Annotated in this window: 20 protein-coding genes and 1 riboswitch; of the genes, 11 read left to right on the top strand and 9 right to left on the bottom strand. The window is 72.0% G+C overall.

The window, feature by feature from the left end; genetic code table 11:
* Window positions 1-33 precede the first annotated feature (33 nt).
* Window positions 34-663: a LysE family translocator gene (locus IG54_RS0104255; protein WP_030777440.1), complete on the top strand. Its 630-nt coding sequence runs from the start codon at window positions 34-36 to the stop codon at window positions 661-663.
* Between the two features lie 56 nt (window positions 664-719).
* On the opposite strand, the gene IG54_RS0104260 is transcribed toward IG54_RS0104255, so the two are convergent.
* The 3 genes from IG54_RS0104260 to IG54_RS0104270 all read right to left on the bottom strand — a co-directional run bounded on the left by IG54_RS0104260 (window position 720) and on the right by IG54_RS0104270 (window position 2,673).
* Entirely contained in the window at window positions 720-1,193 is a 474-nt protein-coding gene (locus IG54_RS0104260; RefSeq protein WP_030777441.1) for a C40 family peptidase, read from the bottom strand.
* Between the two features lie 3 nt (window positions 1,194-1,196).
* A riboswitch (cyclic di-AMP (ydaO/yuaA leader) is annotated at window positions 1,197-1,373 on the bottom strand.
* 348 nt (window positions 1,374-1,721) lie between these two features.
* A complete protein-coding gene (locus IG54_RS0104265; RefSeq protein WP_030777442.1) occupies window positions 1,722-2,030 on the bottom strand; it encodes a hypothetical protein in 309 nt (102 codons plus the stop codon).
* A 7-nt stretch (window positions 2,031-2,037) separates the two neighbouring features.
* Window positions 2,038-2,673, bottom strand: a complete 636-nt coding sequence (locus IG54_RS0104270) for an ATP-dependent Clp protease proteolytic subunit (RefSeq protein ID WP_030777444.1) — start codon at window positions 2,671-2,673, stop codon at window positions 2,038-2,040.
* 144 nt (window positions 2,674-2,817) lie between these two features.
* Here IG54_RS0104270 and IG54_RS0104275 point away from each other — a divergent pair, with 144 nt between their 5' ends.
* The 8 genes from IG54_RS0104275 (at window position 2,818) to IG54_RS0104310 (ending at window position 9,458) form a co-directional block, all read left to right on the top strand.
* Window positions 2,818-3,105, top strand: coding sequence for a type II toxin-antitoxin system Phd/YefM family antitoxin (locus IG54_RS0104275; RefSeq protein ID WP_030777446.1), 288 nt, complete (start codon window positions 2,818-2,820; stop codon window positions 3,103-3,105).
* Between the two features lie 506 nt (window positions 3,106-3,611).
* Window positions 3,612-3,914 carry an urease subunit gamma gene (locus IG54_RS0104280; protein ID WP_030777448.1) on the top strand — a complete coding sequence of 101 codons (303 nt, stop codon included), beginning with the start codon at window positions 3,612-3,614 and terminating at the stop codon, window positions 3,912-3,914.
* A 17-nt stretch (window positions 3,915-3,931) separates the two neighbouring features.
* Window positions 3,932-4,276, top strand: a complete 345-nt coding sequence (locus tag IG54_RS0104285) for an urease subunit beta (protein WP_030777450.1) — start codon at window positions 3,932-3,934, stop codon at window positions 4,274-4,276.
* Window positions 4,269-5,990: an urease subunit alpha gene (locus tag IG54_RS0104290; RefSeq protein ID WP_030777452.1), complete on the top strand. Its 1,722-nt coding sequence runs from the start codon at window positions 4,269-4,271 to the stop codon at window positions 5,988-5,990. Before IG54_RS0104285 ends, IG54_RS0104290 begins: the two co-directional genes overlap by 8 nt.
* A gap of 83 nt (window positions 5,991-6,073) precedes the next feature.
* On the top strand, window positions 6,074-6,748 hold the full coding sequence (locus IG54_RS0104295; protein WP_030777454.1) for an urease accessory protein UreF: 675 nt from the start codon (window positions 6,074-6,076) through the stop codon (window positions 6,746-6,748).
* A gap of 122 nt (window positions 6,749-6,870) precedes the next feature.
* Window positions 6,871-7,554, top strand: a complete 684-nt coding sequence (gene ureG / locus IG54_RS0104300; RefSeq protein ID WP_030777456.1) for an urease accessory protein UreG — start codon at window positions 6,871-6,873, stop codon at window positions 7,552-7,554.
* Window positions 7,551-8,348, top strand: coding sequence for an urease accessory protein UreD (locus IG54_RS0104305; RefSeq protein ID WP_030777458.1), 798 nt, complete (start codon window positions 7,551-7,553; stop codon window positions 8,346-8,348). Before ureG ends, IG54_RS0104305 begins: the two co-directional genes overlap by 4 nt.
* Before the next feature lie 78 nt (window positions 8,349-8,426).
* Window positions 8,427-9,458, top strand: a complete 1,032-nt coding sequence (locus IG54_RS0104310) for a hypothetical protein (protein ID WP_030777460.1) — start codon at window positions 8,427-8,429, stop codon at window positions 9,456-9,458.
* A 26-nt stretch (window positions 9,459-9,484) separates the two neighbouring features.
* Here the strand turns inward: IG54_RS0104310 and IG54_RS0104315 are convergent, their stop codons facing one another.
* The 4 genes from IG54_RS0104315 to IG54_RS0104335 all read right to left on the bottom strand — a co-directional run bounded on the left by IG54_RS0104315 (window position 9,485) and on the right by IG54_RS0104335 (window position 14,211).
* Window positions 9,485-11,005 carry an MFS transporter gene (locus tag IG54_RS0104315; protein ID WP_234335955.1) on the bottom strand — a complete coding sequence of 507 codons (1,521 nt, stop codon included), beginning with the start codon at window positions 11,003-11,005 and terminating at the stop codon, window positions 9,485-9,487.
* 317 nt (window positions 11,006-11,322) lie between these two features.
* Window positions 11,323-12,156, bottom strand: coding sequence for a PIG-L family deacetylase (locus IG54_RS0104325; protein ID WP_030777468.1), 834 nt, complete (start codon window positions 12,154-12,156; stop codon window positions 11,323-11,325).
* A gap of 216 nt (window positions 12,157-12,372) precedes the next feature.
* Entirely contained in the window at window positions 12,373-13,578 is a 1,206-nt protein-coding gene (locus IG54_RS0104330) for an MFS transporter (RefSeq protein WP_030777471.1), read from the bottom strand.
* Between the two features lie 96 nt (window positions 13,579-13,674).
* A complete protein-coding gene (locus tag IG54_RS0104335) occupies window positions 13,675-14,211 on the bottom strand; it encodes an SRPBCC family protein (protein WP_030777473.1) in 537 nt (178 codons plus the stop codon).
* 114 nt (window positions 14,212-14,325) lie between these two features.
* Between IG54_RS0104335 and IG54_RS0104340 the strand changes: the two genes are divergently transcribed.
* Both IG54_RS0104340 and IG54_RS0104345 read left to right on the top strand, forming a co-directional pair.
* On the top strand, window positions 14,326-16,191 hold the full coding sequence (locus IG54_RS0104340; protein WP_030777476.1) for an SIR2 family protein: 1,866 nt from the start codon (window positions 14,326-14,328) through the stop codon (window positions 16,189-16,191).
* Window positions 16,192-16,291: 100 nt separating this feature from the next.
* Window positions 16,292-16,594, top strand: a complete 303-nt coding sequence (locus IG54_RS0104345; RefSeq protein ID WP_030777477.1) for a hypothetical protein — start codon at window positions 16,292-16,294, stop codon at window positions 16,592-16,594.
* Between the two features lie 4 nt (window positions 16,595-16,598).
* Here the strand turns inward: IG54_RS0104345 and IG54_RS0104350 are convergent, their stop codons facing one another.
* Together IG54_RS0104350 and IG54_RS0104355 are read right to left on the bottom strand one after the other, a co-directional pair.
* Window positions 16,599-19,322: an NACHT domain-containing protein gene (locus IG54_RS0104350; RefSeq protein WP_030777479.1), complete on the bottom strand. Its 2,724-nt coding sequence runs from the start codon at window positions 19,320-19,322 to the stop codon at window positions 16,599-16,601.
* On the bottom strand, window positions 19,319-20,575 hold the full coding sequence (locus tag IG54_RS0104355; RefSeq protein WP_030777482.1) for an FG-GAP repeat domain-containing protein: 1,257 nt from the start codon (window positions 20,573-20,575) through the stop codon (window positions 19,319-19,321). The genes IG54_RS0104350 and IG54_RS0104355 overlap by 4 nt, the downstream gene beginning before the upstream one ends.
* Between the last annotated feature and the right edge of the window lie 15 nt (window positions 20,576-20,590).

Here is a 20,590-nt window from a genome sequence, read left to right on the forward strand (position 1 = left end):
CGCTGAAGGCCTCCGCCCGGCAGGCTGGGCGGCATGGACGCACAACTGGTCGCCTTCACCGGGGTCGCCGCGGGCATGGTTGCCGTGCCGGGCGCCGACTTCACCGTCGTCGTACGCAACGCCCTCGTCTCCCGGCGGGCCGGGGTCGCCTGTGCGATCGGCATCGCCGCCGGGCTTCTCGTGCACACGGCGCTGGCGGTCGCGGGGGTCGCGGCGGTGCTCGCGGCCGTGCCCGCGCTCTTCAAGGCGCTTCAAGTCGCCGGCGGGGTCTACGTGCTGTACCTGGCTGTCCGCGCGCTGCGCTCCGCGGCGCGGGCGGGCACCGTGCCGGGCGGCGAGCCGGGCGGTGAGCCGGTGGTGCGGGGCGGAGGTCTGCGCGAGGGCTTCCTCACCAACGCCCTGAACCCGAAGGCGTCCATCACGTTCCTCGGCGTGCTGCCGCAGTTCGTGCCCGAGGGCAGCCCCGCGATGCCCAGGACCCTGCTGCTCGCGGCCATCATCGTGGCGTTCGCCCTGCTGTGGTTCCCGGTCGTGGCGCTCCTGGTGGACCGCCTCGGCGGCCGGCTGCGCGGGCCGCGCGCCGCCCGCACCGCCGAAGCCCTCACCGGCGGCGCGCTCGGCGCGTTGGGTGTGGTGCTCGTCCTCGAACCGCTCCTGGCGTGACGCCGCACGGCCCCTCGGGGAGCGGCCGTGCGGCGTGCGGGGCGCGGCGAGCCGGATCAGCGGACGCGGCCGTACCAGACGCTCTTGGTCCAGATCTTCTCCAGGCGCACTACGGCCCCCTTCTTCGGCGAGTGCCAGATACGGCCGTTACCCGCGTAGATACCGACGTGGTAGACGTTGCGGCCCGAGTGGAAGAACACGAGGTCGCCGTGGGTCCGCTGGGACTTGGCGATGTGCCGGGTCTTGTTGTACTGCGCGGCGGCGGTGCGCGGCAGCTTCTTGCCCGTGCGCTTGAACGAGTACAGCGTCAGGCCCGAGCAGTCGAACCGGTTGGGCCCCGCGGCCCCGTAGCGGTACGGGGAGCCCTTCTTGGACGCCGCGATCTTGAGCGCCTTCGTCCCGTGGGTGGCTGCCTCGGCTTCCGACGTGAGCCCGGGGGCCACGATGGTGCCGCCTACGACGGCGAGCGTGAGAGCCGATGCGGCACCCGTCCTGCCGAGCAGCGACGGAACGTGATTCAGCGCGGTCATGCGTAACCCTTCGTCAGCCGCCTGTGAAGGATGACCTGTCGGGTTCGGGCAGGCGAAGATGCCCGGCCGCGTCGTGCTCTGCGGCTTCACCCCAAGGGCGTCGTCCGGACTTTCCGGACGGGCCCGCCGTGCTTGGGTCCTCCACTCCTGCCGGTGCACCGATGTCGACCGGTCATCCGGGTGGCGGCAGGACTCGGCGTCCGCCCGGATCGCCCCGCCGCTGTGGCGGAGGCTTGTCGTCGGAAGGGATCTTGACCCGAAAACGACTCGAAAACCGAGTCGAAACGGCGTTTTGTGAGGCTACTCACGACTGACCTGTTCGGGTGGACACTGCTGAATTCGACCCGAGCGCGCCTGGTCTGAGGATGGCTCGACCAGCACCGGAACGGTTCATTCCGCCCGCTTCGTGCGCGTCCTGTGCAACTCTCGGCCGCGTGATGACGGGCCACCGGATACGCCAAGTGGGGTAGCCCGACTGGTCCGTTTCAAAACGGACCCGGACGTTCCGAGAGGGCGGAGCGCGTCCGCTCACGGGCGTGTCGGGGGCGGCACGCCGACGCGACCGGTCCGCCGCTCACCGTCCAGGACGCGCAACGCGCGGGCGAGCGTGGCGGCGTGCACCTCGCTCTCGCCCCGCTGGTGCATGAGGGTCAGCGCGTCCCGCAGGGCGGTCGCCCGGCCGACCAGCGCCTGGGCGGCGCGCAGCCCGCCGTAGGTGTGCTCGGCGCGGGCGGGGTTGATCCGGCCGACCAGATCGACGACTTCGAGGTAGCGGTCGATCAACTCCGCCTCGGCGTGGGTCAGTGCGGGCAGCGGCGGCAGTTCGGGTGGCAGCATCCGCGCGTCACCTCGCCCCGCGCGCGTGGAGCGAGGTCTTGCGGCTCGGGATGATCCGGTCCACGAGGCCGTACTCGACCGCGGCGGGCGCGTCGAAGATCTTGTCCCGCTCGATGTCCGCGGTGATCCGCTCCTGGCTCTGGCCCGTGTGCCGTACGAGGAGTTCCGTCAGGAGCCGCCGGGTCCGCAGGATCTCGTCGGCCTGGATCGCCAGGTCGCTTGCCTGGCCCCGCATCGGCTCGGAGACGGCGGGCTGGTGGATCAGCACGCGCGCTCCGGGCAGCGCGTGCCGCTTGCCCGGTGTGCCCGCCGCCAGCAGCACGGCGGCGGCCGACGCCGCCTGCCCCAGACATGTCGTCTCCACATCGCAGCTGACGAACCGCATCGTGTCGTAGATGGCGGTCATCGCGCTGAACGAGCCGCCGGGGGAGTTGATGTAGAGGGAGATGTCGCGGTCCGGTGCCAGATATTCGAGGTGCATGAACTGCGCCATCACGTCGTTCGCCGACGTGTCGTCGATGGGCGTACCGAGGAAGACGATCCGCTCCTCCAGGAGCCGCGAGTACGGATCCAGGGTCCGCGTCCCCGAACTGGTGCGCTCGGTGAACTCGGGCAGGACATGGCGGGCGGACGGACGGTTCATGGCACGCCTCTTCTCTTCCGGTCGGCGGTGGCGGCCCGGGACGGGACCTCTGTAAAAAATGTACAGGACGTACGTAAGTCGGGGAGGTGCTTTCGACGTCCCGGCCCCGGCGGCTCGCGGAGGGCGACGTCTAAGCTGGAGGGCATGGCCTACGAGATTCCGGTGACGCAAGCCCGGGCAGAGCTTGCCGAGCTGATCAACCGCGTCGTCTACGGCGGTGAGCGGGTCGTCGTCACACGCCACGGCAAGCCGCTCGTAGCCCTGGTCTCCGCCGCCGACCTGGCCCGCCTCGAAGAGGACGCCGAGTCCTCGGAGGAGCAGGCGGTCAGCACGGTCACACCACTCGGCTCCACACGGCCGGCCGCGGCCGCCACGTCGGAACCCCGCCGATTCGGCATCGCGGCGGAACATCGCGGGCCCGAAGCGAGGTAGGCCGCTCAGCTTGCGCTGACTTTCGGTGGGGGCGGCGGGCGGCGAGGCTCGTCCGCGCCTCCCCCCGGGCCCCCGCCGGGCCGAGCCGCGCTCCGAGTCCGGTGAGGGTCTCCCCCGCGCCCGCACCGCGCGACCTAGCCGCGGACGGTATACGGGGCGAGCGCGGCGCCGGGGCGACCGTGGTGCGCACCGCGAGGGTGGAGAGGTCCAACATCCCTGCTTGCGCACTCCAGTTACCGCTGAGGATGCCCGGCCAGCTGTGCCAGGACGGCCGCGGGCACCGACGAGTATGCGTCGCCCCAGCTGATGGTCATGGCGCGGTCAACAGCTGGTTAACCTCATTGAAACTCCTCCCAACTACTCTCCCGTGCCACGCCACCAGGGGTTTTCTTAGCCAGGGTGCGCAAGATCGCGCGCATTCGCTGTGTGTTACATCTATACCCGTCGTGGTGGCCGCGGCAGCCGGACCCCGCACGGTTCGGAGCGAGGACTGTGAGGTGGGACGCGTGCAACTGACCCCGCACGAGCAGGAGAGACTGCTGATCCATGTGGCCGCGGACGTGGCCGAGAAGCGAAGGGCGCGGGGGCTGCTGCTCAACCATCCCGAGTCGGTCGCCCTCATCACCTCCCACATCCTCGAAGGCGCCAGGGACGGCCGCACCGTCGCCGAGCTGATGTCCTCCGGGCGCAGGGTCCTCACCCGCGACGACGTCATGGAGGGCATCCCCGAGATGATCCACGACGTCCAGGTCGAGGCCACCTTCCCGGACGGCACGAAGCTCGTCACCGTCCACGACCCGATCGTCTGACGGGGGATACGCGTCTCATGCATGCCGCGACCCACGGCACTGGTCATGGCCTCGTCCCCGGAGAGGTCCTCTTCGCCGACGAACCCGTCCCCTTCAACGAGGGCCGCGAGGTTACCCGCCTCACGGTCCTCAACGCCGCCGACCGTCCCGTCCAGGTCGGCTCCCACTACCACTTCGCCGAGGCCAACCCGGGTCTGGACTTCGACCGCGGCGCCGCGCACGGAAAGCGGCTGAACATCGCCGCGGGCACCGCCGTGCGCTTCGAGCCCGGAATCCCCGTCGACGTAGAACTCGTCCCGCTGGCCGGCAAGCGCGTCGTGCCCGGCCTGCGCGGCGAGACCGGAGGTGCCCTCGATGCCTGAGCTGTCCCGTGCCGCGTACGCCGACCTGTTCGGCCCCACGACCGGCGACCGGATCCGGCTCGCCGACACCGATCTGCTGATCGAGATCGAGGAGGACCGCTCGGGCGGCCCCGGGCGGTCCGGCGACGAGGCGGTGTTCGGCGGCGGCAAGGTCATCCGCGAGTCGATGGGCCAGTCCCGCACCACCCGCGCCGAAGGCGCCCCCGACACCGTCATCACCGGCGCGGTGATCATCGACCATTGGGGAATCGTCAAGGCCGACATCGGCATCCGGGACGGACGCATCACCGGCATCGGCAAGTCCGGCAACCCCGACACGATGGACGGCGTCCACCCCGACCTCGTCATCGGCCCGGAGACCGAAGTCCTCGCGGGCAACGGCAAGATCCTCACCGCGGGCGGCATCGACACCCACATCCACTTCATCTCGCCGACTCTCGTCGGCGAGGCGCTCGCCTCCGGCGTGACCACGCTCTTCGGCGGGGGCACGGGTCCGGCCGAGGGCAGCAAGGCGACCACGATCACCCCGGGCGCCTGGCACCTCGCGCGGATGTTCGCGGCCATGGAGTCCAGCCCCGTCAACATCGGCTTCCTCGGCAAGGGCAACACCGTCTCCGCCGACTCCCTGCACGCCCAGCTTCGCGCGGGCGCCGTCAGCTTCAAGATCCACGAGGACTGGGGCGCGACGCCCGCCGTCATCGACGCCTGCCTGAATGTCTGCGAGGAGACCGGCGCCCAACTCGCCGTCCACACCGACACGTTGAACGAGGCGGGCTTCATCGACGCCACCTTCGACGCCGTCGCGGGCCGCACCCTGCACGCCTTCCACGTCGAGGGCGCGGGCGGCGGACACGCCCCCGACATGATCACCGCGGTCTCGCTGCCGAACATGCTGCCCAGCTCGACCAACCCGACCCGGCCGCACACCGTCAACACCGTCGAGGAACACCTCGACATGCTGATGGTCTGCCACCACCTCAACCCGGCCGTCCCCGAGGACCTGGCCTTCGCCGAGTCCCGCATCCGGCCCACCACCATCGGGGCGGAGGACATCCTCCACGACCTCGGCGCCATCTCGATCATGTCCTCCGACTCCCAGGCGATGGGGCGCGTCGGCGAGGTCATCCTGCGCACCTGGCAGACCGCGCACGTGATGAAGCGGCGCCGCGGCTTCCTGCCGGGGGACACCCGCGCCGACAACCATCGCGCGCGTCGCTACGTCGCCAAGTACACGATCAACGCGGCCGTCGCCCAGGGCATCGACCACGAGGTCGGCTCGGTCGAGTCCGGCAAACTCGCCGACCTCGTGCTGTGGGACCCGGCGTTCTTCGGCGTCAAACCGCAGCTCGTCCTCAAGGGCGGACAGATCACGTACGCGCAGATGGGCGACGCCAACGCGTCCATCCCGACTCCGCAGCCGGTCCTGCCGCGCCGCATGTTCGGAGCACACGGCAAGGCCCCGGCCCTTAACTCGGTCAACTTCGTTACCCAGTCAGCTCTGGACGACGGCCTTCCGGAACGCCTCGGCCTGGACAAGCCGTTCATGGCCATCCGCTCCACGCGCGGCCGCACCAAGGCGGACATGCGTGAGAACGACGCGCTGCCCCGCGTCGAGGTCGCCCCCGACAGCTTCGCCGTCACCATCGACGGCGAACTGGTCGAGCCGTCGCCCGCCTCCCAACTGCCGCTCGCCCAGCGGTACTTCCTCTTCTGATGGTCCTGATGGACCTGACGGCCCCGGCGGCCCCCATGACCCCGCCGGCCCCGGCCGCCCCGACGACCCCTGGCGGCGATCACATGTCACGCGCAGCACTCCTCGTCCTGGCCGACGGCCGTTTCCCCGCAGGCGGGCACGCCCACTCCGGTGGCGCCGAAGCGGCCGTCAAAGCGGGCCGCGTCACCGGAGCCGCGAGCCTGGAGGCCTTCTGCCGGGGGCGGCTCCACACCAGCGGCCTGGTGACGGCCGCCCTCGCGGCCGCCGCCGCCCTCGGCATCGACCCGGCCGCTCTGGACGAGGCCGCCGACGCCCGCACACCCTCGCCCGCCCTGCGGACCGCGGCGCGGCGACTCGGGCGGCAGATGATGCGGGCCGCCCGCGCCACCTGGCCGCACCCCGAACTGGACGCGCTGGCCCGGAAGTTCCCGAAGGGTGCCCACCAGCCGATCGTCCTCGGGCTCACCGCCCGCGCCGCCGGCCTCGGGCCCGAGGACGCGGCGTACTGCTCGGCGTACGAAGGCGTCAGCGGCCCGGCGACCGCCACCGTGCGGCTGCTGAGCCTCGACCCCTTCGACGCCACCGCGGTCCTGGCGCGACTCGCCCCCGATCTCGACCGGGTCGCGCAGGACGCGGTGGCGGCCGCGAGACGCGCCGCCGACGAAGGCATCGACGCGCTGCCCGCCGCTTCGGCTCCGCTGCTGGAGATCGGGGCGGAGGCGCACGCGGCTTGGCCTGTGCGGTTGTTCGCCTCCTAGCGGCGCGCCGGCCTCCCGCACCTGACCTGGGAGCTTCGCCCCCAGACCCCCTATCGGCCTGAACGGCCTCGTCCTCAAACGCCGGACGGGCCAAAACCCCCCGGAGCATTGGAGCTGTAACCATGCACCTCGACCACTCCCACGACGGCCCCGCAGCGGTCAGCGCCGACGCCGTCCGCCCCGACGGACGCCGCCGCGCGCTGCGCATCGGGCTCGGCGGGCCCGTCGGATCCGGCAAGACCGCGACCGTCGCCGCCCTGTGCCACGCCCTGCGCGCCGAGCTGTCCCTCGCCGTCGTCACCAACGACATCTACACCCGCGAGGACGCCGAATTCCTGCTCCGCGAGGCCGTCCTGCCGCCCGAGCGGATCACCGCCGTGGAGACCGGCGCCTGCCCGCACACCGCGATCCGCGACGACATCTCCGCCAACCTGGAGGCCGTGGAGGACCTGGAGGACGAGGTCGGGCCGCTCGACCTCATCCTCGTCGAGTCCGGCGGCGACAACCTCACCGCGACCTTCTCCAAGGGCCTCGTCGACGCGCAGATCTTCGTCATCGACGTCGCGGGCGGCGACGACATCCCCCGCAAGGGCGGCCCCGGCGTCACCACGGCCGACCTGCTCGTCGTCAACAAGACCGACCTCGCCCCGCACGTCGGCTCCGACCTCGCCCGCATGGCCGCCGACGCGAAGGCGCAGCGCGCCGAACTCCCCGTCGTCTTCCAGTCGTTGCGGTCCGACGACGGCGTCGGCCCGGTCGCTGCCTGGGTGCGTGAGCAGTACGCCGCCTGGACCGCGTCGGCGTGACGGTCGACCTCGCCCCCGGAGGCCGTACGGAGTCGGGGGGCGGCGCGGGCCTCCGGGCCACCGCCCGCGTCGTGGCGCAGGCCGACGGGCGAGGCGGCACCGCGCTGCCCGTGCTCGACGGTGAGGGGCCGCTCGCGCTGCGCCGCACCCGCTCGACCGGACCGGCGGCACGCGTCACGCTGGTCGGCGCGATGAGCGGCCCCCTCGGCGGCGACCACCTGGCCGTCGAGGCCACCGCACGGGAAGACGCCGCGCTGCACATCGGTTCCGCCGCGGCGACCCTCGCCCTGCCGGGGCAGGCCAGGCAGGCGGCGCGCTACGACGTACGCCTCGCCGTCGCCGAGGGGGCCGAACTGCACTGGCTTCCCGAGCAGTTGATCTCCGTACGCGACAGCGACCTGCGCGTCACCACGCGCGCGGAGATCGCCGCGGGGGGTCGCCTGGTGCTGCGCGAGGAACAAGTGCTCGGCCGCACCGGTGAGGCCCCCGGCCGTCTGACCAGCCGCCTGACCGTGCGCCGCGCGGGAGCGACCCTGCTCGACCAAGAGGTGTCGTTCGGGCCCGGCGCACCCGGCGGCTGGGACGGCCCCGCGGTCCTCGCGGGCTATCGTGCCATCGGCCAACTCATCGTCGTACGACCGGAGTTCGAACACGCCAAGCCGCAGGCCGCGCCGCTGGGGGAGTGGGCCGCGCTCACACCCCTGGCCGGGCCCGCCGTCCTGGTCACCGTTGTCGCCCCGGACGCCCTGCGGGTACGCCGTACGCTGGACGAGGTCCTGCGCGACCTGAACTGAAACGGCTCACCGGGGCGGCCGAACCGTTTGGGCCGCCGTCACCATCGGCATGTACATAGCAAACTGATGGGGGAAGCGATGGATCCAGCGGAGCTGAGCGCGCAGGCCGTGCGGGTGATAACGCAGCTTGTCGAGGGCGCGGCCCCCGCGTCGCTCACCGGCGCCGGGCAGGGCGTCCTCGACCTCGTGCGGCAGCGGCTCGGCGGTACGCCGTCGGGAGCGGCGGCCTTTGCGGCCGTGGGCGCGCGCCCCGACGATCCGGCCGCCGTCGCGGGGCTGCACGACGCGCTCGGCGCCGTGGTCGCGGCGGACCGGGATTTCGCCGCCGCGTTGGCCGCGGCCCTGGCCCCGATCATCGCCGGACCGCCGCCCGGCGACCCGCCTCCGCGGACCGTCCAGAACGGTGTGGTGATCGACGGCGGGTCGCGGATATGCGGCAGCACCATCGCACTCGGGCCGGTGACCTTCCACAACACCCCTGCCGGGCGGGGCGCGTTAGGCGCGGTCTGCCTCGGGCTCGCGACCTTCGTGGCGCTCCTGGTCTACGGCACCATCCAGGCCCTGGACAGCGAGTCGCCGGGCCCCGACGCCGACGCGCCGGGCGACGGCAGCGGGGATCGGGCGCTGCCCCTCGCCGACGCGGAGGCCGTGCGCGCCGTACTCCCGCCCGTCTCAAGCCTGCCGCCCGGCTGGACCGAGCGCTCAGCCCCCACCGCGGACGTCTCCGCGCAGGACGACGGCTCCACCTTCGCGGCGGAGTCCCGGTACCTGGGGCGCCACAGCATGGAGACTCGGTTGCTGGTGTTCTCCTACCCGGATGAGGACGGGGCACGGAAGGCCTTCGACGCCAGGGCCGGCAAAGCGCGGGCGGAGGGCGCGAGTTCACTGGCCATGGCGCGGATCGGGGACCAGACCGCGGCGTTCGCGCTCCCGGCGAGCCGTGGAGACGCGTACGACACCCACACCAGCCGCAGCACCGTGGTCCGCACCGGAACGGTCCTGACCGTCGTCGTCGGCAACGACACCGAGAGCCGCGCCTACAGCGGCGAGGACCTCGAAACCCTCACCCGGCTCCTCTCCGAGCGCGCACGAACGGCCCAGTCCGGCTGACGTACGGCGAAGAAGCGAGCGGGACGTCAGCGCCCCACACCGACCGCACAGCCGGGCAGTTCGCCGCCCCCGCCCTGTCGAGCGGAGGCGTCCTCATGCTGATGTTCCACCGGCCGCGGCAGCCATCGGGCCGCCGCGACGGACATGACGAGGGTCACGGTACCGGCGACGACCGCGGTAACCGTCAGGGCGTCGGCGAAGGCTTCCCGGGCGGCGGCCAGCGTGGCCTCGCGTGCCAGTGGGCCGAGGCGCGCGGCGGCCCCGGGCACCGCGAGCATGCTGAGGTCGGCCGCCGCCAGCAACTCACCTGAGGCGTCGTGCTGGTCCAGCGAGGCGTGCAGACGCGAGGTGAACACGCCGGTGACGATCGCGCCCTGCACCGCCACACCGAGCGCGGAGCCGATCTGGCGGGTGGCGTCGTTGACCGCGGAGCCCAGCCCCGTCTTCTGCTCGGGCACGGCGGCCATCACCGACTCCGTCGCCGCCGCCCCCACCAGGCCCGAGCCGACGCCGATGACCAGCTGGAAAAGCGCGCAGCGCCCGTACCCGGAGCCCGCACTGGTACCCGCCAGAACGACGAAGCTCAACGAAACGACCGCGAGCCCCAACACGATCGGGGTCTTCTGACCCCTGCGTGCCTGAAGGGGCAGGGACACCGCGGCGCCGACCGCCAGCCCCGCGGGCAGGGGAAGAGTGCGTACTCCGGCCTCCAGCGGCGAATATCCGAGCACCCCTTGGAGGTAGAGCGTCAGCACGAAGAGGGAACCGAACGCGGCGAACGCCACCACGGCCAGCGCGCCGGCCCCCATGCTGACGCGGGGCGCCGCCAGTACCGACAGCGGCAGCATGGGCGCCCGGGCGCGCGACTGGCGGAGGAGGAACGCGGCCAGCAGCACGAGTGAGCAGGCGAAGACGCCCACGACCCAGCCGCTGGTCCATCCCCGGTGAGGGCTTTCGATCACCGCCCACACCAGAGCGGTCAGACCGACGATCGACAGAGCCGCCCCGGGCGCGTCGAACGCCGACGGCCGGGGCGAGCGCGACTCGGGTACGAGAACCAGCGCGAGACCGATCGCGAGCACGGCCGGCGGCAGATTCACCCAGAACCCGGCACGCCAGGACGACTGCTCCACCAGCCAGCCACCGATCACCGGACCGCACACCCCGCCCAGCCCGCCCACGGCGGCCCACGCGGCGATGGCCCGGCGCCGCAGAACAGGCTCCGGAAAGAGATCGTGGAGGACCGCCAGCGTCGCCGGCATCAGCAGAGCGGCCCCCGCGCCCAGCAGACAGCGCGCACCGACCGCCTGCCACGGCTGGGCGGCGAAAGCGCCGCAGACGGAGGCGGCCGCGCAGACCGCCATCCCGCAGACGAACGAACGCCGGCGCCCCCAGGAGTCGGTGAACGCCCCCACCGCGAGGACCGTGCCTCCCAGCACCAGGGCGTAAGCGTCGACGATCCACTGAACTTCGGCGGACGAAGCCTCCAGGTCGTGCTGGAGACCGGGCAGCGCGACGTTCAGGACGGTCAGGTCCATCCCCAGCATGAACAGACCCAGGCACACCACGGCGGCGGCCGCCGCGCGGGCTCCCGGGCTCGTCGGCCTCGCAGAGCGACGAAGCCTCATACGAGGGCCGCGGTGGGAGCGAGGTACAGCCGCACGACGTGCATCAGGTGGTCCCTTCCGTCCTGGCCGTCCGTGTGGCCGCCCGGCAGGCGAACCCCCACGTGTGCCGAGTACGGACACCCTTGCAGCTGCCGCGCGCCCACCCCCGCGTCGCCCGGCCCGATATCACCCGCATGGGCCGCGAAGAACACGCGAAGGGGGCGGCGGGGGAACACGCGAAGGGCGCGGCATGCGGATCAGCGCAGTCCGGCGAAGAGGTCGTTCTCGGGTACAGCCGCGCCGGTGGCGTCCTTGACGCGGAGGAACGTCTCCGTGCCCATCAGCTCGCCGAATGTCTCCTGGCCCATCTTCAGGAAGAAGATGTTCTCGCCCTGACTGGCGTGGGCGGCCAGCGAGTCGAACTTCTGACCGCTGTAGGCGGTGGTGTCCACCCACGTGGTGATCTCGTCGTCGGGAAGGCCGATCTCGGCCAGCGCGGCGGCCTCGGCGGGATCCGGCTCCGGCATGTCCCCATGGAACTCGCGCATGATCTCCCCGAACCGCCGCATCCGCGAGCGCGGCATCGTCGTCCAGTACACCTTCGGTGTCAGCGAGGTCATCTCCAGCGCCGCCATCGTGATGCGGTGGGCCTGGATGTGGTCGGGGTGGCCGTAGAAGCCGTTCTCGTCGTAGGTGACGACGACATCGGGCCGGTAGTGCCGCATGAGGTCCGCGAGCCGGGCGGCACCTTCCTCCACGGGGGTCTGCCAGAAGGCGCCGGGGGCGTCGTTGCTCGGCCAGCCCATCATCCCGGAGTCGGCATAATCCAGCGTCTCCAGGTCGCTGATCCTCAGGACGTCGCAGCTCGCCTGGAGTTCCTTGCGGCGTATCGCGGCGACGGCCGCCGGATCGTGCCCGGGGTCGCCCGGCTTGGTACCGGCAGGTCCGTCACCGCAACCGCCGTCGGTACACGTCACGAGAACCGTGCGTATGCCCTCCGCCGCGTAGCGCGCGAGGATCCCGCCGGTTCCGGTGGCCTCGTCGTCGGGGTGGGCGTGTACCGCCATGAGCGTCAAAGGCCGGTCAGTCATGAATCAGTCCTCCTGCGGAAGTACGTCTCGACCCCATGGCAACAGCGCGGACCGGACGGACTGTTCCCGGCGCGACCGGCCGGCCTTCCCGGTGCCCGGCGCGCGATACACCGCGTCGTGCCGTGGAGTCGGCGTTCCGTCGGCTCATCTCCAGGCCAGGCACGCTGAGTTGGTGCTCGCCGCGCGAACACCGAGCCCGCTCAGAGGCTCCTCGCCTCAGCGCACTCCGCCGGAGGGTGCCGCCGCTACCGGTCGCCGGAGCAGGTAGACGCCTGCCGCCGACACCAGTAGGGCCATGCACGCGATGAACACCAGCCCGGCGCCTTCGAGGCCGAGCGGCCGTGCCAGCAGCCCTACGCCGATGACCGGTACCGAGATGCCCGTGTAAGCGACCACGAACAGCGCCGAGATCACGGCCGCGCGTCGGTCCGCCCCGGTCGCCTCGGCCACGGCGGACAGCGCCCCGCGAAACGCCAGCCCCTGCCCACACCCGCCGACGATCGCGCTCAGCACCACCAGCGGCAGCAGCTCCCAGTACAGCGCGCCCGCCAGCAGCGCGAGTCCGCCAAGGAGAGCGGCGCAGCCCAGGGGCAGCGACCGGCCCACGCCGAGCCGGCCGACGGCCAACTGCCCGGCGGTCGAGGCGAAGAAGGCCAGGGCGACGACCAGCCCGCTCACCGCACGGTTGTGCACGTCGAGGGACTGGGCCAGGAAGGACGGGCTGACCGACGTGAAGACTCCGAACAGGGCGAACCCCACGAAGGCGGCGGCCGCAGCGGGTCCGAAGACCGCTCGCACCCCCGGGGGCAGCCCGGGCCGCTGCGGCCGTACGGTGCTCAGCGGGCGCCGCTGCCGCATGGTCTCCGCCAGCCGCAGCAGGACGGCCGCCGAGCAGACCACGAGGGCGAGGTGGACGGCGAACGGCAGGTGCAGCGGCCACTCGGCGTACTGCGCGAGCACCCCCGCCAGCAGCGGGCCGCAGCCCAGACCGCCCATATTCGCGGCGGTCGCCACGAAAGTGGCCCGCGAGGCGCCTCCGCGCGGCGCCAACTCCATCACGTACGCCGTGGCAGCCCCGGTGAACAGGCCGGCGGACAGGCCCGACAGCAGCCGGCCCACATACAGCCAGCCCAGACCAGTGGCGCACAGGAAGCAGACGGCACTCGCGGCGGCGAAGCCCAGGCCCCACAGCAGCACCGGCCGCCTGCCCGCGGCGTCCGAGGCGTTGCCCGCGAGCAGCAGCACCCCGATGACTCCGACGGCGTACACGGCGTAGACGACGGTGACCGTCAGCTCGGAGAACCCGAACTCCGCCTGATAGAGGCCGTAGAGGGGGGTCGGCAGCGTCGTCCCGGCCATGCATACGGCGAACACCGCGCCGGCGAGCAGGCACGGGCGCCAGCTTCGAAGGTCACCGTCCATAGCGTCGACGGTATCCTTGCCCGCCGCCGCTCGCGGCCTGGTGCGCCGCCGTCCGAGGAGGCTCCCCTCGACGGCCATCCCCCTCGGGACGGGACATCAGGCGTCCGGTCCGCCGGAGGCCATTTTGATCAGGCCGTTCAGCCAGGCCTGGTGGCCGTTGAGCATCGGGTTGGGGAGCAGCCGGGCGAGTTCGGCGGCGGGGTGACCGATCTGCGTCTCCTGGGTGAGGATCCGCACGCGGCCGCCCGGCAGGTCCTCGACCAGCCAGGCGTGCAGTACGTCGAGCCGCTCCTCCGGCGTACCGTCCTGGTCGGCCGTCCAGGAAAGACGGCCCGGGACTCCCTTCGCCGGGGCCTGGAACTCGACGACGCGGGCGTGCTGGGTGCGCACGGACGAGAACCCGACAGGCTCGAAGGTGAAGATGACATCGTCCTTCAGCACGGGGCCACCGCCCTCCGGGAAGGAAACGGCGGTGATGTTGTCGTAGTACGACTCCCAGGTGGAGGTGTCGGTCAGATACATCCAGACCTGGGCGGCGGCGACGCCCTGGACGATCACCTCGTTCGAGACGAAATTGTCGCCGGTGCCGGGCAGGTACTTCTCGGGCCAGGTGATCGCGTTCTGCGTGGTCATGCGCTCACCCATACCCGCACCCGCAAGAGCCGTATCGGCCTGCCCGCCCACCGTGCCCGGACGGAGGCGCAGGCCAGGAGGCGTCCGCGAGGCCCGCCACGCACAGTGGAAGGCATGACGGACGACGACAGGCCGGCCGCGGCAGCGCCGATGCGCGGTCTCGACCCCATGATCTCGCTGGCCATGTGCGTGCAGGCCGGGCCCGGCGTCTACGCCCTGCTGCTGGGCGCGGGCATGTCGCGGGACGCCGGTGTGCCCACGGGGTGGGAGATCGTCACGGACCTGGTGCACCGGGCGGCCGTCGCGCGCGGCGCGGACGAGGAACTCGCCGCCGCCGATCCGGAGGCCTGGTGGGCCCGCCACGGCGACGGGGGGCCGCTCGGCTACTCCGCCCTGCTGGAGGCCCTGGGCGACACCCCCGCCGCCCGGCACAAGCTGCTGCGCGGCTACTTCGAGCCGGACGACGAGGACCGGCAGGACGGACGCAAGCGGCCCGGGGCGGCGCACCACGCGGCGGCCCGACTCGTGGCGCGCGGCTCGGTGCGCGTGGTGCTGACCACCAACTTCGACCGGCTCACCGAGCAGGCGCTGGAAGCGGCGGGAGTACAGCCGCAGATCATCCACAGCCCCGCGAGCCTGCGCGGGATGACACCGCTGGCGCACGCCCGGGCCACGGTCGTCAAGCTGCACGGCGACCTGACCGACCTGGAGGCCCGCAACACCGAGCGCGAGCTGGGGGAGTACCCGGCGGCCTGGGCCGGTCTCGTGGACCAGGTCCTCGACGAGTACGGACTGATCGTCTGCGGTTGGTCCGCCCAGTGGGACCACGCGCTGGTCGCCTGTTTCGACCGCCGCGCCACCCGCCGATACCCCGTGTTCTGGGCCGCCCCGCACGGCCCGCAGGGCAAGGCCGCGGAGCTGGTCGCCCGGCATGGCGCCGTGGTGGTCCAGGGCCTGACGGCGGAGGAGTTCTTCCCCGGCCTCCTGGCCCGGGTCGACGCCCTGGAACACCTGACGGCACCCGCACCGACCCGAGAGCTGTCCGTGGCCCGCCTCAAGCGCGCGCTGCCCGACCCCGTGCGCCGCATCGAGCTGCACGAACTGCTGGAGGCCGAGGTCACGCGGGTCCTGGAGCGAATCGCGGACGGTGGCCGGTACCCGCCCGGCGAGCGCGCCCTGGGCCCGGAGGCGTACCGGGAGAGGCTTGAGCGCTACCGGAGTGACTGCGACACACTCCTGCACCTGATGGCCGTCGGCGTGTTCCACGACGAGGCCGGGGCGCACGCACGGGTGTGGGTACGCGTGCTGCAACGACTGTTGAACGTACCCGGGGACGACGGCGAACAGGGCGATCCCGGGCTGCGCCGCTACCCGGCCCTGCTCGCCCTGGCCGCCGCCGCCGGCGCCGCCGAACTGGCCGGCCGCGACGAGCTGCTCGGCCGGCTGCTGCTCGAACCGGTCAGCACGCATCCCTCCGCCTCGCGGTCCGGCCCCGGCGGCCGGGCCGCGACCGAGCCCAGGCCCGCCGTGCTGGTCCTGCGCCCGACGGACGTCCTCGGCCCCGGTGAGCGCGTCAACGCCTTCCTGGAGACGCCGTATCCACCGCCGCTCGTCGACGCGTCGCACAGCACGTGGCTGCGCCGGCGGCTGCGGGACGTGCTCGCCGACCCGGGCGCCGACAGCGACCGCGCGATCTCCGACGCCTTCGACTGCTACGAGTACCTCGCCGCTCTCCTCCAGGGCGACCTCTCGGAAACCCCCGACACGCTGGGCGAATTCACCCTTCCGGACCGCTGGGACGGCGACGGACGGCTGCGGGTCGCCGCACGTGTGCAGGCCCGCTTCTCCGCGACCTGGCCGATGCTCCGCGGCGGCGCGTTCAACGGCGAGGTCCAGCGGGCCCACACGGCGGCGGCCGTCGTCGACGTCCTGTGCGCCGAGCGCTACGTGGCCGCCGGGGGGCGTCAGCCGTTCCGGTGACCGTGCGTTTGTCTCTGGTGGCGGGGTGTCGAAGGCGGCCTTAGCGTGAGCCAAAGATCCGCTGTGCAGGCGGACTTCACCCCGCGAGGAAGGCAGACGCATGACGGACGACCCCGCCGACAACCGCTTCTCGATCAGCGTATGTGACGTGCAGGTGGACCTGCCGCACAGGGACGACGGCGAATGGACGCTGCGGGAGATACTCGACTGGGCTCCCGAGCACTCCGCGTGGCACACGAGGAAGAGGTGCCTCAGCAGCTGTGGCGGTAGTTGTCTGATCGTCCCCGAGGGAACGCTGGTCGAGGTTCCCAAGGGCGAGGCCATGCAGGTCACGTTGGTCGCGCCGGCGGAAGTCGCGCGGCGGATCGCGGAGGGCCGCATGTGGGCGGAGAGCGGCACGTGAGCCGTCACGCCCCGGCCGCGTCCGCCCGGGCCGAGTCCCCCGCCGCGGGGACACCGACGACGATGCGGTCCCTGAACTCCGCATGACAGAACTGGTAGACGGGCCCGACCCGTCTGAGCACGCTGAGCACGCGGGCGTCCTCCATGAACGACAACAGATGACGCGGCAGCCGCCGGGCCGCGGCAAGCCGTAGGCCGGCCTCTCGGTAGGCGAAGTAGGCGGTGCTCGAAACGGCCACGAGCCCGGCGGCGAGGCCGAGCGCCAGATTCGCCTCCAGCGTCAGCAGCCACTCCCCGACCGTCTCCACGCCCAGGATGTGACTGTTCTCCAGATCCCACTGGACCGTGATGACCCACTTCACCAGAGGCGGCACCACGGCCAGCACCATGAGTGCGACGGCGACGGTGCGGTCGCCGCGCACGGTGGACTGAGGTGTCTCCTGTTCGAGGTCGGCGGGGACCCGGGCCCAGCGAAGGATCCCCAGCCCCGCTCCGAAGAGGGCGCCGAAGAAGACGCCGAGGACGCCTGTCGCGGTGCACCGCACCCACCAGGGTGGACTGGACATCCAGGGCGCCACAAAGGCGAGCGCGATTCCCAGGCTGACCCCCAACAGCGCGCCCTGCACGACGCATCCGGGGAGCACGGACCACAACAGGCGCCTTGGAGCACGGAAGTTCAGCCGGGAGGGACGTGATGAGCCGTCGGCGAGTTGGAGCCCCGCCATGATGACGATGACCAGCAGGAAGACGCAGGCCCGGAAAGTCGCCCGCTGACTGACGAAGGACACGGCCTCGGACGGGTCGATGAACGAGACGTCCAGAAGAGGGCGCCCTGTCACCTGGCGAACGGACAGGTAGGAGAGAAAACCGGCGAGTTCGGCACCCAGCCAGAAGAGCAGGACGAACACCAGGATCTTACGTGCCCGGACGCCACGGTGTTCCGCGGTGAAGGGACGCCACCTGACCCGTCGGCAGAAGATCGAGACACCCAGCACGCCGAGGGCGAGCAGCGCCATGAACAGCACCCAGGCGACACTCGCCCTGAGCCCGGTGTAAGGCGCCACACCCACCTGGCTGTCCGCGCCCACGTGCTGGAGGGTCCTCGCCCAGTGCTCGATCACCGCCCCCACCCCCGCGGAGAGCGGAAGGACGACCGCGCATCCGATGCCCACGCGGCGCGCGACCTCCGCGAAGGCGTTCGTCCGCCTCCGCTCGGGCGGCCAGGGTTCGACCGGAGGCCACGTCGGCCCCCTCCTCCCGTCCGGAACCCAGGCGAGCCGCACCACCGTCGCCGCCGCGACACCGGTGGTGAGCGTGATGGCCAGAAACCCGACCAGCCGCGCGAGCGGCGAGAGCGCCCAGTGGAAGTACTCGCCCGCCATGCACCCCGCTCCCAGCCCCAGGACCGCCCCGGCCACCGGGCCGGACAGCGGGCCCACCGGATCCGGCCGCAGGGTGCGGTGCAGTTCCCACCAGGCGATGTCGTCCGTGCCCTGCCGCTTGATGTGCGCGGCGAGGAAGGCGAGTGCCGTGCGGGCGTCATCGGGCCGCCAGCGGGCGGCGGCGGAGCGGCGTACGTCGGGGACCGACGGGTCCGCGACGGCCGGCTCCGCGGAGAAGACCGCAGGCACCAGCGCGTCGAGCAGGTGGTGCTGGAGGCTCTTCGTGTCGGTGCAGCGCGTCATGTCGGCGGGGTCGCTGGCCGGTGAGGCGTAGACGGTGCGGGCGAGCCAGATGTTCAGCGGCACCGACAGGGCCCGGGCGACGGTGCCTTCGGGGTGCCGCGTGAGTTCGTCGATCACCGGTTGCCACGCCGCGCCGCGCCGGGGCGGGACGGCGCAGCGCAGATAGTCCGCCACGTCCGCCGCCTCCACCGGGCTTGCGATCACGACGGCCGCGGCGGTGATCACGTCGGTCTCCGCGACCACCTGGTGGTATTCGGCCTGGCGCGCGGTGAGGATCAGCGGCCCGTGCACCGCGACGGCGTGGTTGAGGGCGGTCAGCGCCTGGGGGCGCAGCTGGGCCGGCAGTTCGTCGAGGCCGTCCAGGACGGGCAGGACGCGTCTCTCGGCGACCAGTTTGCGCGCCGCGTCGCGACCGTACGTCTCGTGGTTGCGCAGCGCCGGGTAGTCCTCGTGGATACGGCGTGCCATCCAGTCGAGCAGTGGCTGCTTGCGGGGGTTCCACGGGGCCAGGTCCAGCAGCACGGGGACGGGCTCGCCGGGTTCGGGGGCGCGCAGGAGTTCTCGTACGAGCAGGATGGCGAGGGCCGTCTTGCCGGCGCCGGGGTCGCCGAGGATGACGAGGCGGCGGCGCGGCAGGGCGCGGAAGGCCTCGGCGAAGGCCTGGATGTTGTCGCTGCGGCCGGACAGGGTGCGGCCGACCATCCGCGCGTGGTCGCCGGACTCCGTCTGCGCGCTGTGCCAGCGCACGGCCAGCGGGTGGGGATCCAGCAGGCCCTGCGCGGCGGCTTCCTCCGTCCACTGGTTGCGCACCATGGCGGCGAGCGCCTCCGCGGCCTGTTCCAGTTCCGCCTTGGTGGCGGGCGCGGCGGGGCGTGTCCGGTGCCAGGACCAGCTGAGCAGGCCCGCCGTGGCCGAGATCAGGACGCTCAGCGAGGTCGCGGCGGCCTGTGCGCCCGCGCCGACCACCAGGGCCAACACCGTGCCGAGCGCCGCGACGCCGATCGCTCCGATGACCCACGGCCACCAGGATCTGTCAGTCCTCATGTGGGGTTGGTCTCGATGTCGTTGCGGAACAGGCAGAGCTTGGCGTCCTCGGCGAGGAAGTACTTGTCCACCTTGTAGGCGATGGTGGCGAAGTCGAGTCGGCCGTCTCCGTTGAAGTCGCCGATGGCGATCCGCGCGGCGCTGTCCGACGACACCCGCCACTTGGCGAACACGCCGGCGGTGATGTCCAGCGCCTTGTAGTAGAAGACGCCCTGCCAGGGATACGGGCCGCGCAGGGCCACCAGGAACTCGTCGTCGCCGTCGTTGTCGAAGTCCGCGCAGATGATCTGGTGGCTCGGGCCCTCGCCGAGTTCGTTGGGGTCGCCGAAGACGTCGAGCACGATCCGGCGCCAGCTCGCCTCGGCCACGGGGGTGCCGGGGCGTTCCTTGATGTACGCCGCCACGGTGTTGCCGTGGAAGGGCTCCGTCGCCACGACGTAGGCGTGCGGGTCGGCGCCGATCCGTCCGGCGCCCACGTCGCCACTGCCCTTGAACCCGGTCCGCTCGAACCGCTCGTGTTCGCCGTCGCCGATGTGCGTGGTGGTGAACCGGTGCTCGCGCTCGTCGTAATGGAGCCAGGTCACGCCCTCCTCGGAGGCGAGCAGGATCGAGTCGAGGTGCTCGCTGCCGGGCAGCGGATTCTTCTGGATCTCCACTCCGTGGATCATGCGGAAGTGGCTGTCGTCGATGACGCGCTTGTCCCAGGGCTGTCGTATGTCGTTGTTGGGGCTGAACAGCACGACGGGTACGAGGGCGTGGACGTGCCGGCCCCCCACGGTCGGCAGGGCCATCAGCTCGGGCTTGCGGGTCTGGGTGAAGTGGCCGAGACGCAGCCGGTGCATGGCCGTCTCACGGCCGATGTAATGCCGCTTCCAGCGCGTCTCGGAGTCGAATTTCCCGGTGTTCTCGATCCAGTCGATCTTCCCGCCCTCGGGGTCGGGGTCGTCGATGCGCCCGCGTTCGCCGTACAGCTCGTAACAGACCACGAGGTCCGGGTAGCCGTTGCCGGTGATGTCCCCGAAGTGGGCGCCGATCGGCATGTGGAAGCCGTCGGCCACCAACTGCCGCTGCCAGCCGGGGTTCCTGTACCAGTAGATCTCGCCGAGGTAGAGGCCGTGGCCGACCAGATCGGGCCGGGTGTCGCCGTCGATGTCGGGCGCCTCCAGCCAGTAGCCCTCGATGAGGTCGTCCTGGAGGACCTCTCGGGTGAACCGGGGGACGCGGATGTTCAGGGGGGTGCTTGCGACGCCCATGGGGGTGCCTTCCGG

The organism is Streptomyces sp. NRRL S-920 (assembly GCF_000717945.1).
In the GTDB taxonomy this organism is placed as follows: domain Bacteria; phylum Actinomycetota; class Actinomycetes; order Streptomycetales; family Streptomycetaceae; genus Streptomyces; species Streptomyces alboniger.

Excerpts from the sequence above, each read along its gene's own strand:
- IG54_RS0104345 (WP_030777477.1), top strand. The coding sequence starts at position 16,292 with ATGACGGACGACCCCGCCGACAACCGCTTCTCGATCAGCGTATGTGAC.
- IG54_RS0104290 (WP_030777452.1), top strand. The coding sequence starts at position 4,269 with ATGCCTGAGCTGTCCCGTGCCGCGTACGCCGACCTGTTCGGCCCCACG.
- IG54_RS0104330 (WP_030777471.1), bottom strand. The coding sequence starts at position 13,578 with ATGGACGGTGACCTTCGAAGCTGGCGCCCGTGCCTGCTCGCCGGCGCG.
- IG54_RS0104270 (WP_030777444.1), bottom strand. The coding sequence starts at position 2,673 with ATGAACCGTCCGTCCGCCCGCCATGTCCTGCCCGAGTTCACCGAGCGC.
- IG54_RS0104295 (WP_030777454.1), top strand. The coding sequence starts at position 6,074 with ATGTCACGCGCAGCACTCCTCGTCCTGGCCGACGGCCGTTTCCCCGCA.
- IG54_RS0104260 (WP_030777441.1), bottom strand. The coding sequence starts at position 1,193 with ATGACCGCGCTGAATCACGTTCCGTCGCTGCTCGGCAGGACGGGTGCC.
- IG54_RS0104335 (WP_030777473.1), bottom strand. The coding sequence starts at position 14,211 with ATGACCACGCAGAACGCGATCACCTGGCCCGAGAAGTACCTGCCCGGC.
- IG54_RS0104275 (WP_030777446.1), top strand. The coding sequence starts at position 2,818 with ATGGCCTACGAGATTCCGGTGACGCAAGCCCGGGCAGAGCTTGCCGAG.
- IG54_RS0104310 (WP_030777460.1), top strand. The coding sequence starts at position 8,427 with ATGGATCCAGCGGAGCTGAGCGCGCAGGCCGTGCGGGTGATAACGCAG.
- IG54_RS0104325 (WP_030777468.1), bottom strand. The coding sequence starts at position 12,156 with ATGACTGACCGGCCTTTGACGCTCATGGCGGTACACGCCCACCCCGAC.
- IG54_RS0104255 (WP_030777440.1), top strand. The coding sequence starts at position 34 with ATGGACGCACAACTGGTCGCCTTCACCGGGGTCGCCGCGGGCATGGTT.
- IG54_RS0104355 (WP_030777482.1), bottom strand. The coding sequence starts at position 20,575 with ATGGGCGTCGCAAGCACCCCCCTGAACATCCGCGTCCCCCGGTTCACC.
- IG54_RS0104350 (WP_030777479.1), bottom strand. The coding sequence starts at position 19,322 with ATGAGGACTGACAGATCCTGGTGGCCGTGGGTCATCGGAGCGATCGGC.
- IG54_RS0104340 (WP_030777476.1), top strand. The coding sequence starts at position 14,326 with ATGACGGACGACGACAGGCCGGCCGCGGCAGCGCCGATGCGCGGTCTC.
- IG54_RS0104315 (WP_234335955.1), bottom strand. The coding sequence starts at position 11,005 with ATGCTGGGGATGGACCTGACCGTCCTGAACGTCGCGCTGCCCGGTCTC.
- IG54_RS0104285 (WP_030777450.1), top strand. The coding sequence starts at position 3,932 with ATGCATGCCGCGACCCACGGCACTGGTCATGGCCTCGTCCCCGGAGAG.
- IG54_RS0104265 (WP_030777442.1), bottom strand. The coding sequence starts at position 2,030 with ATGCTGCCACCCGAACTGCCGCCGCTGCCCGCACTGACCCACGCCGAG.
- ureG (WP_030777456.1), top strand. The coding sequence starts at position 6,871 with ATGCACCTCGACCACTCCCACGACGGCCCCGCAGCGGTCAGCGCCGAC.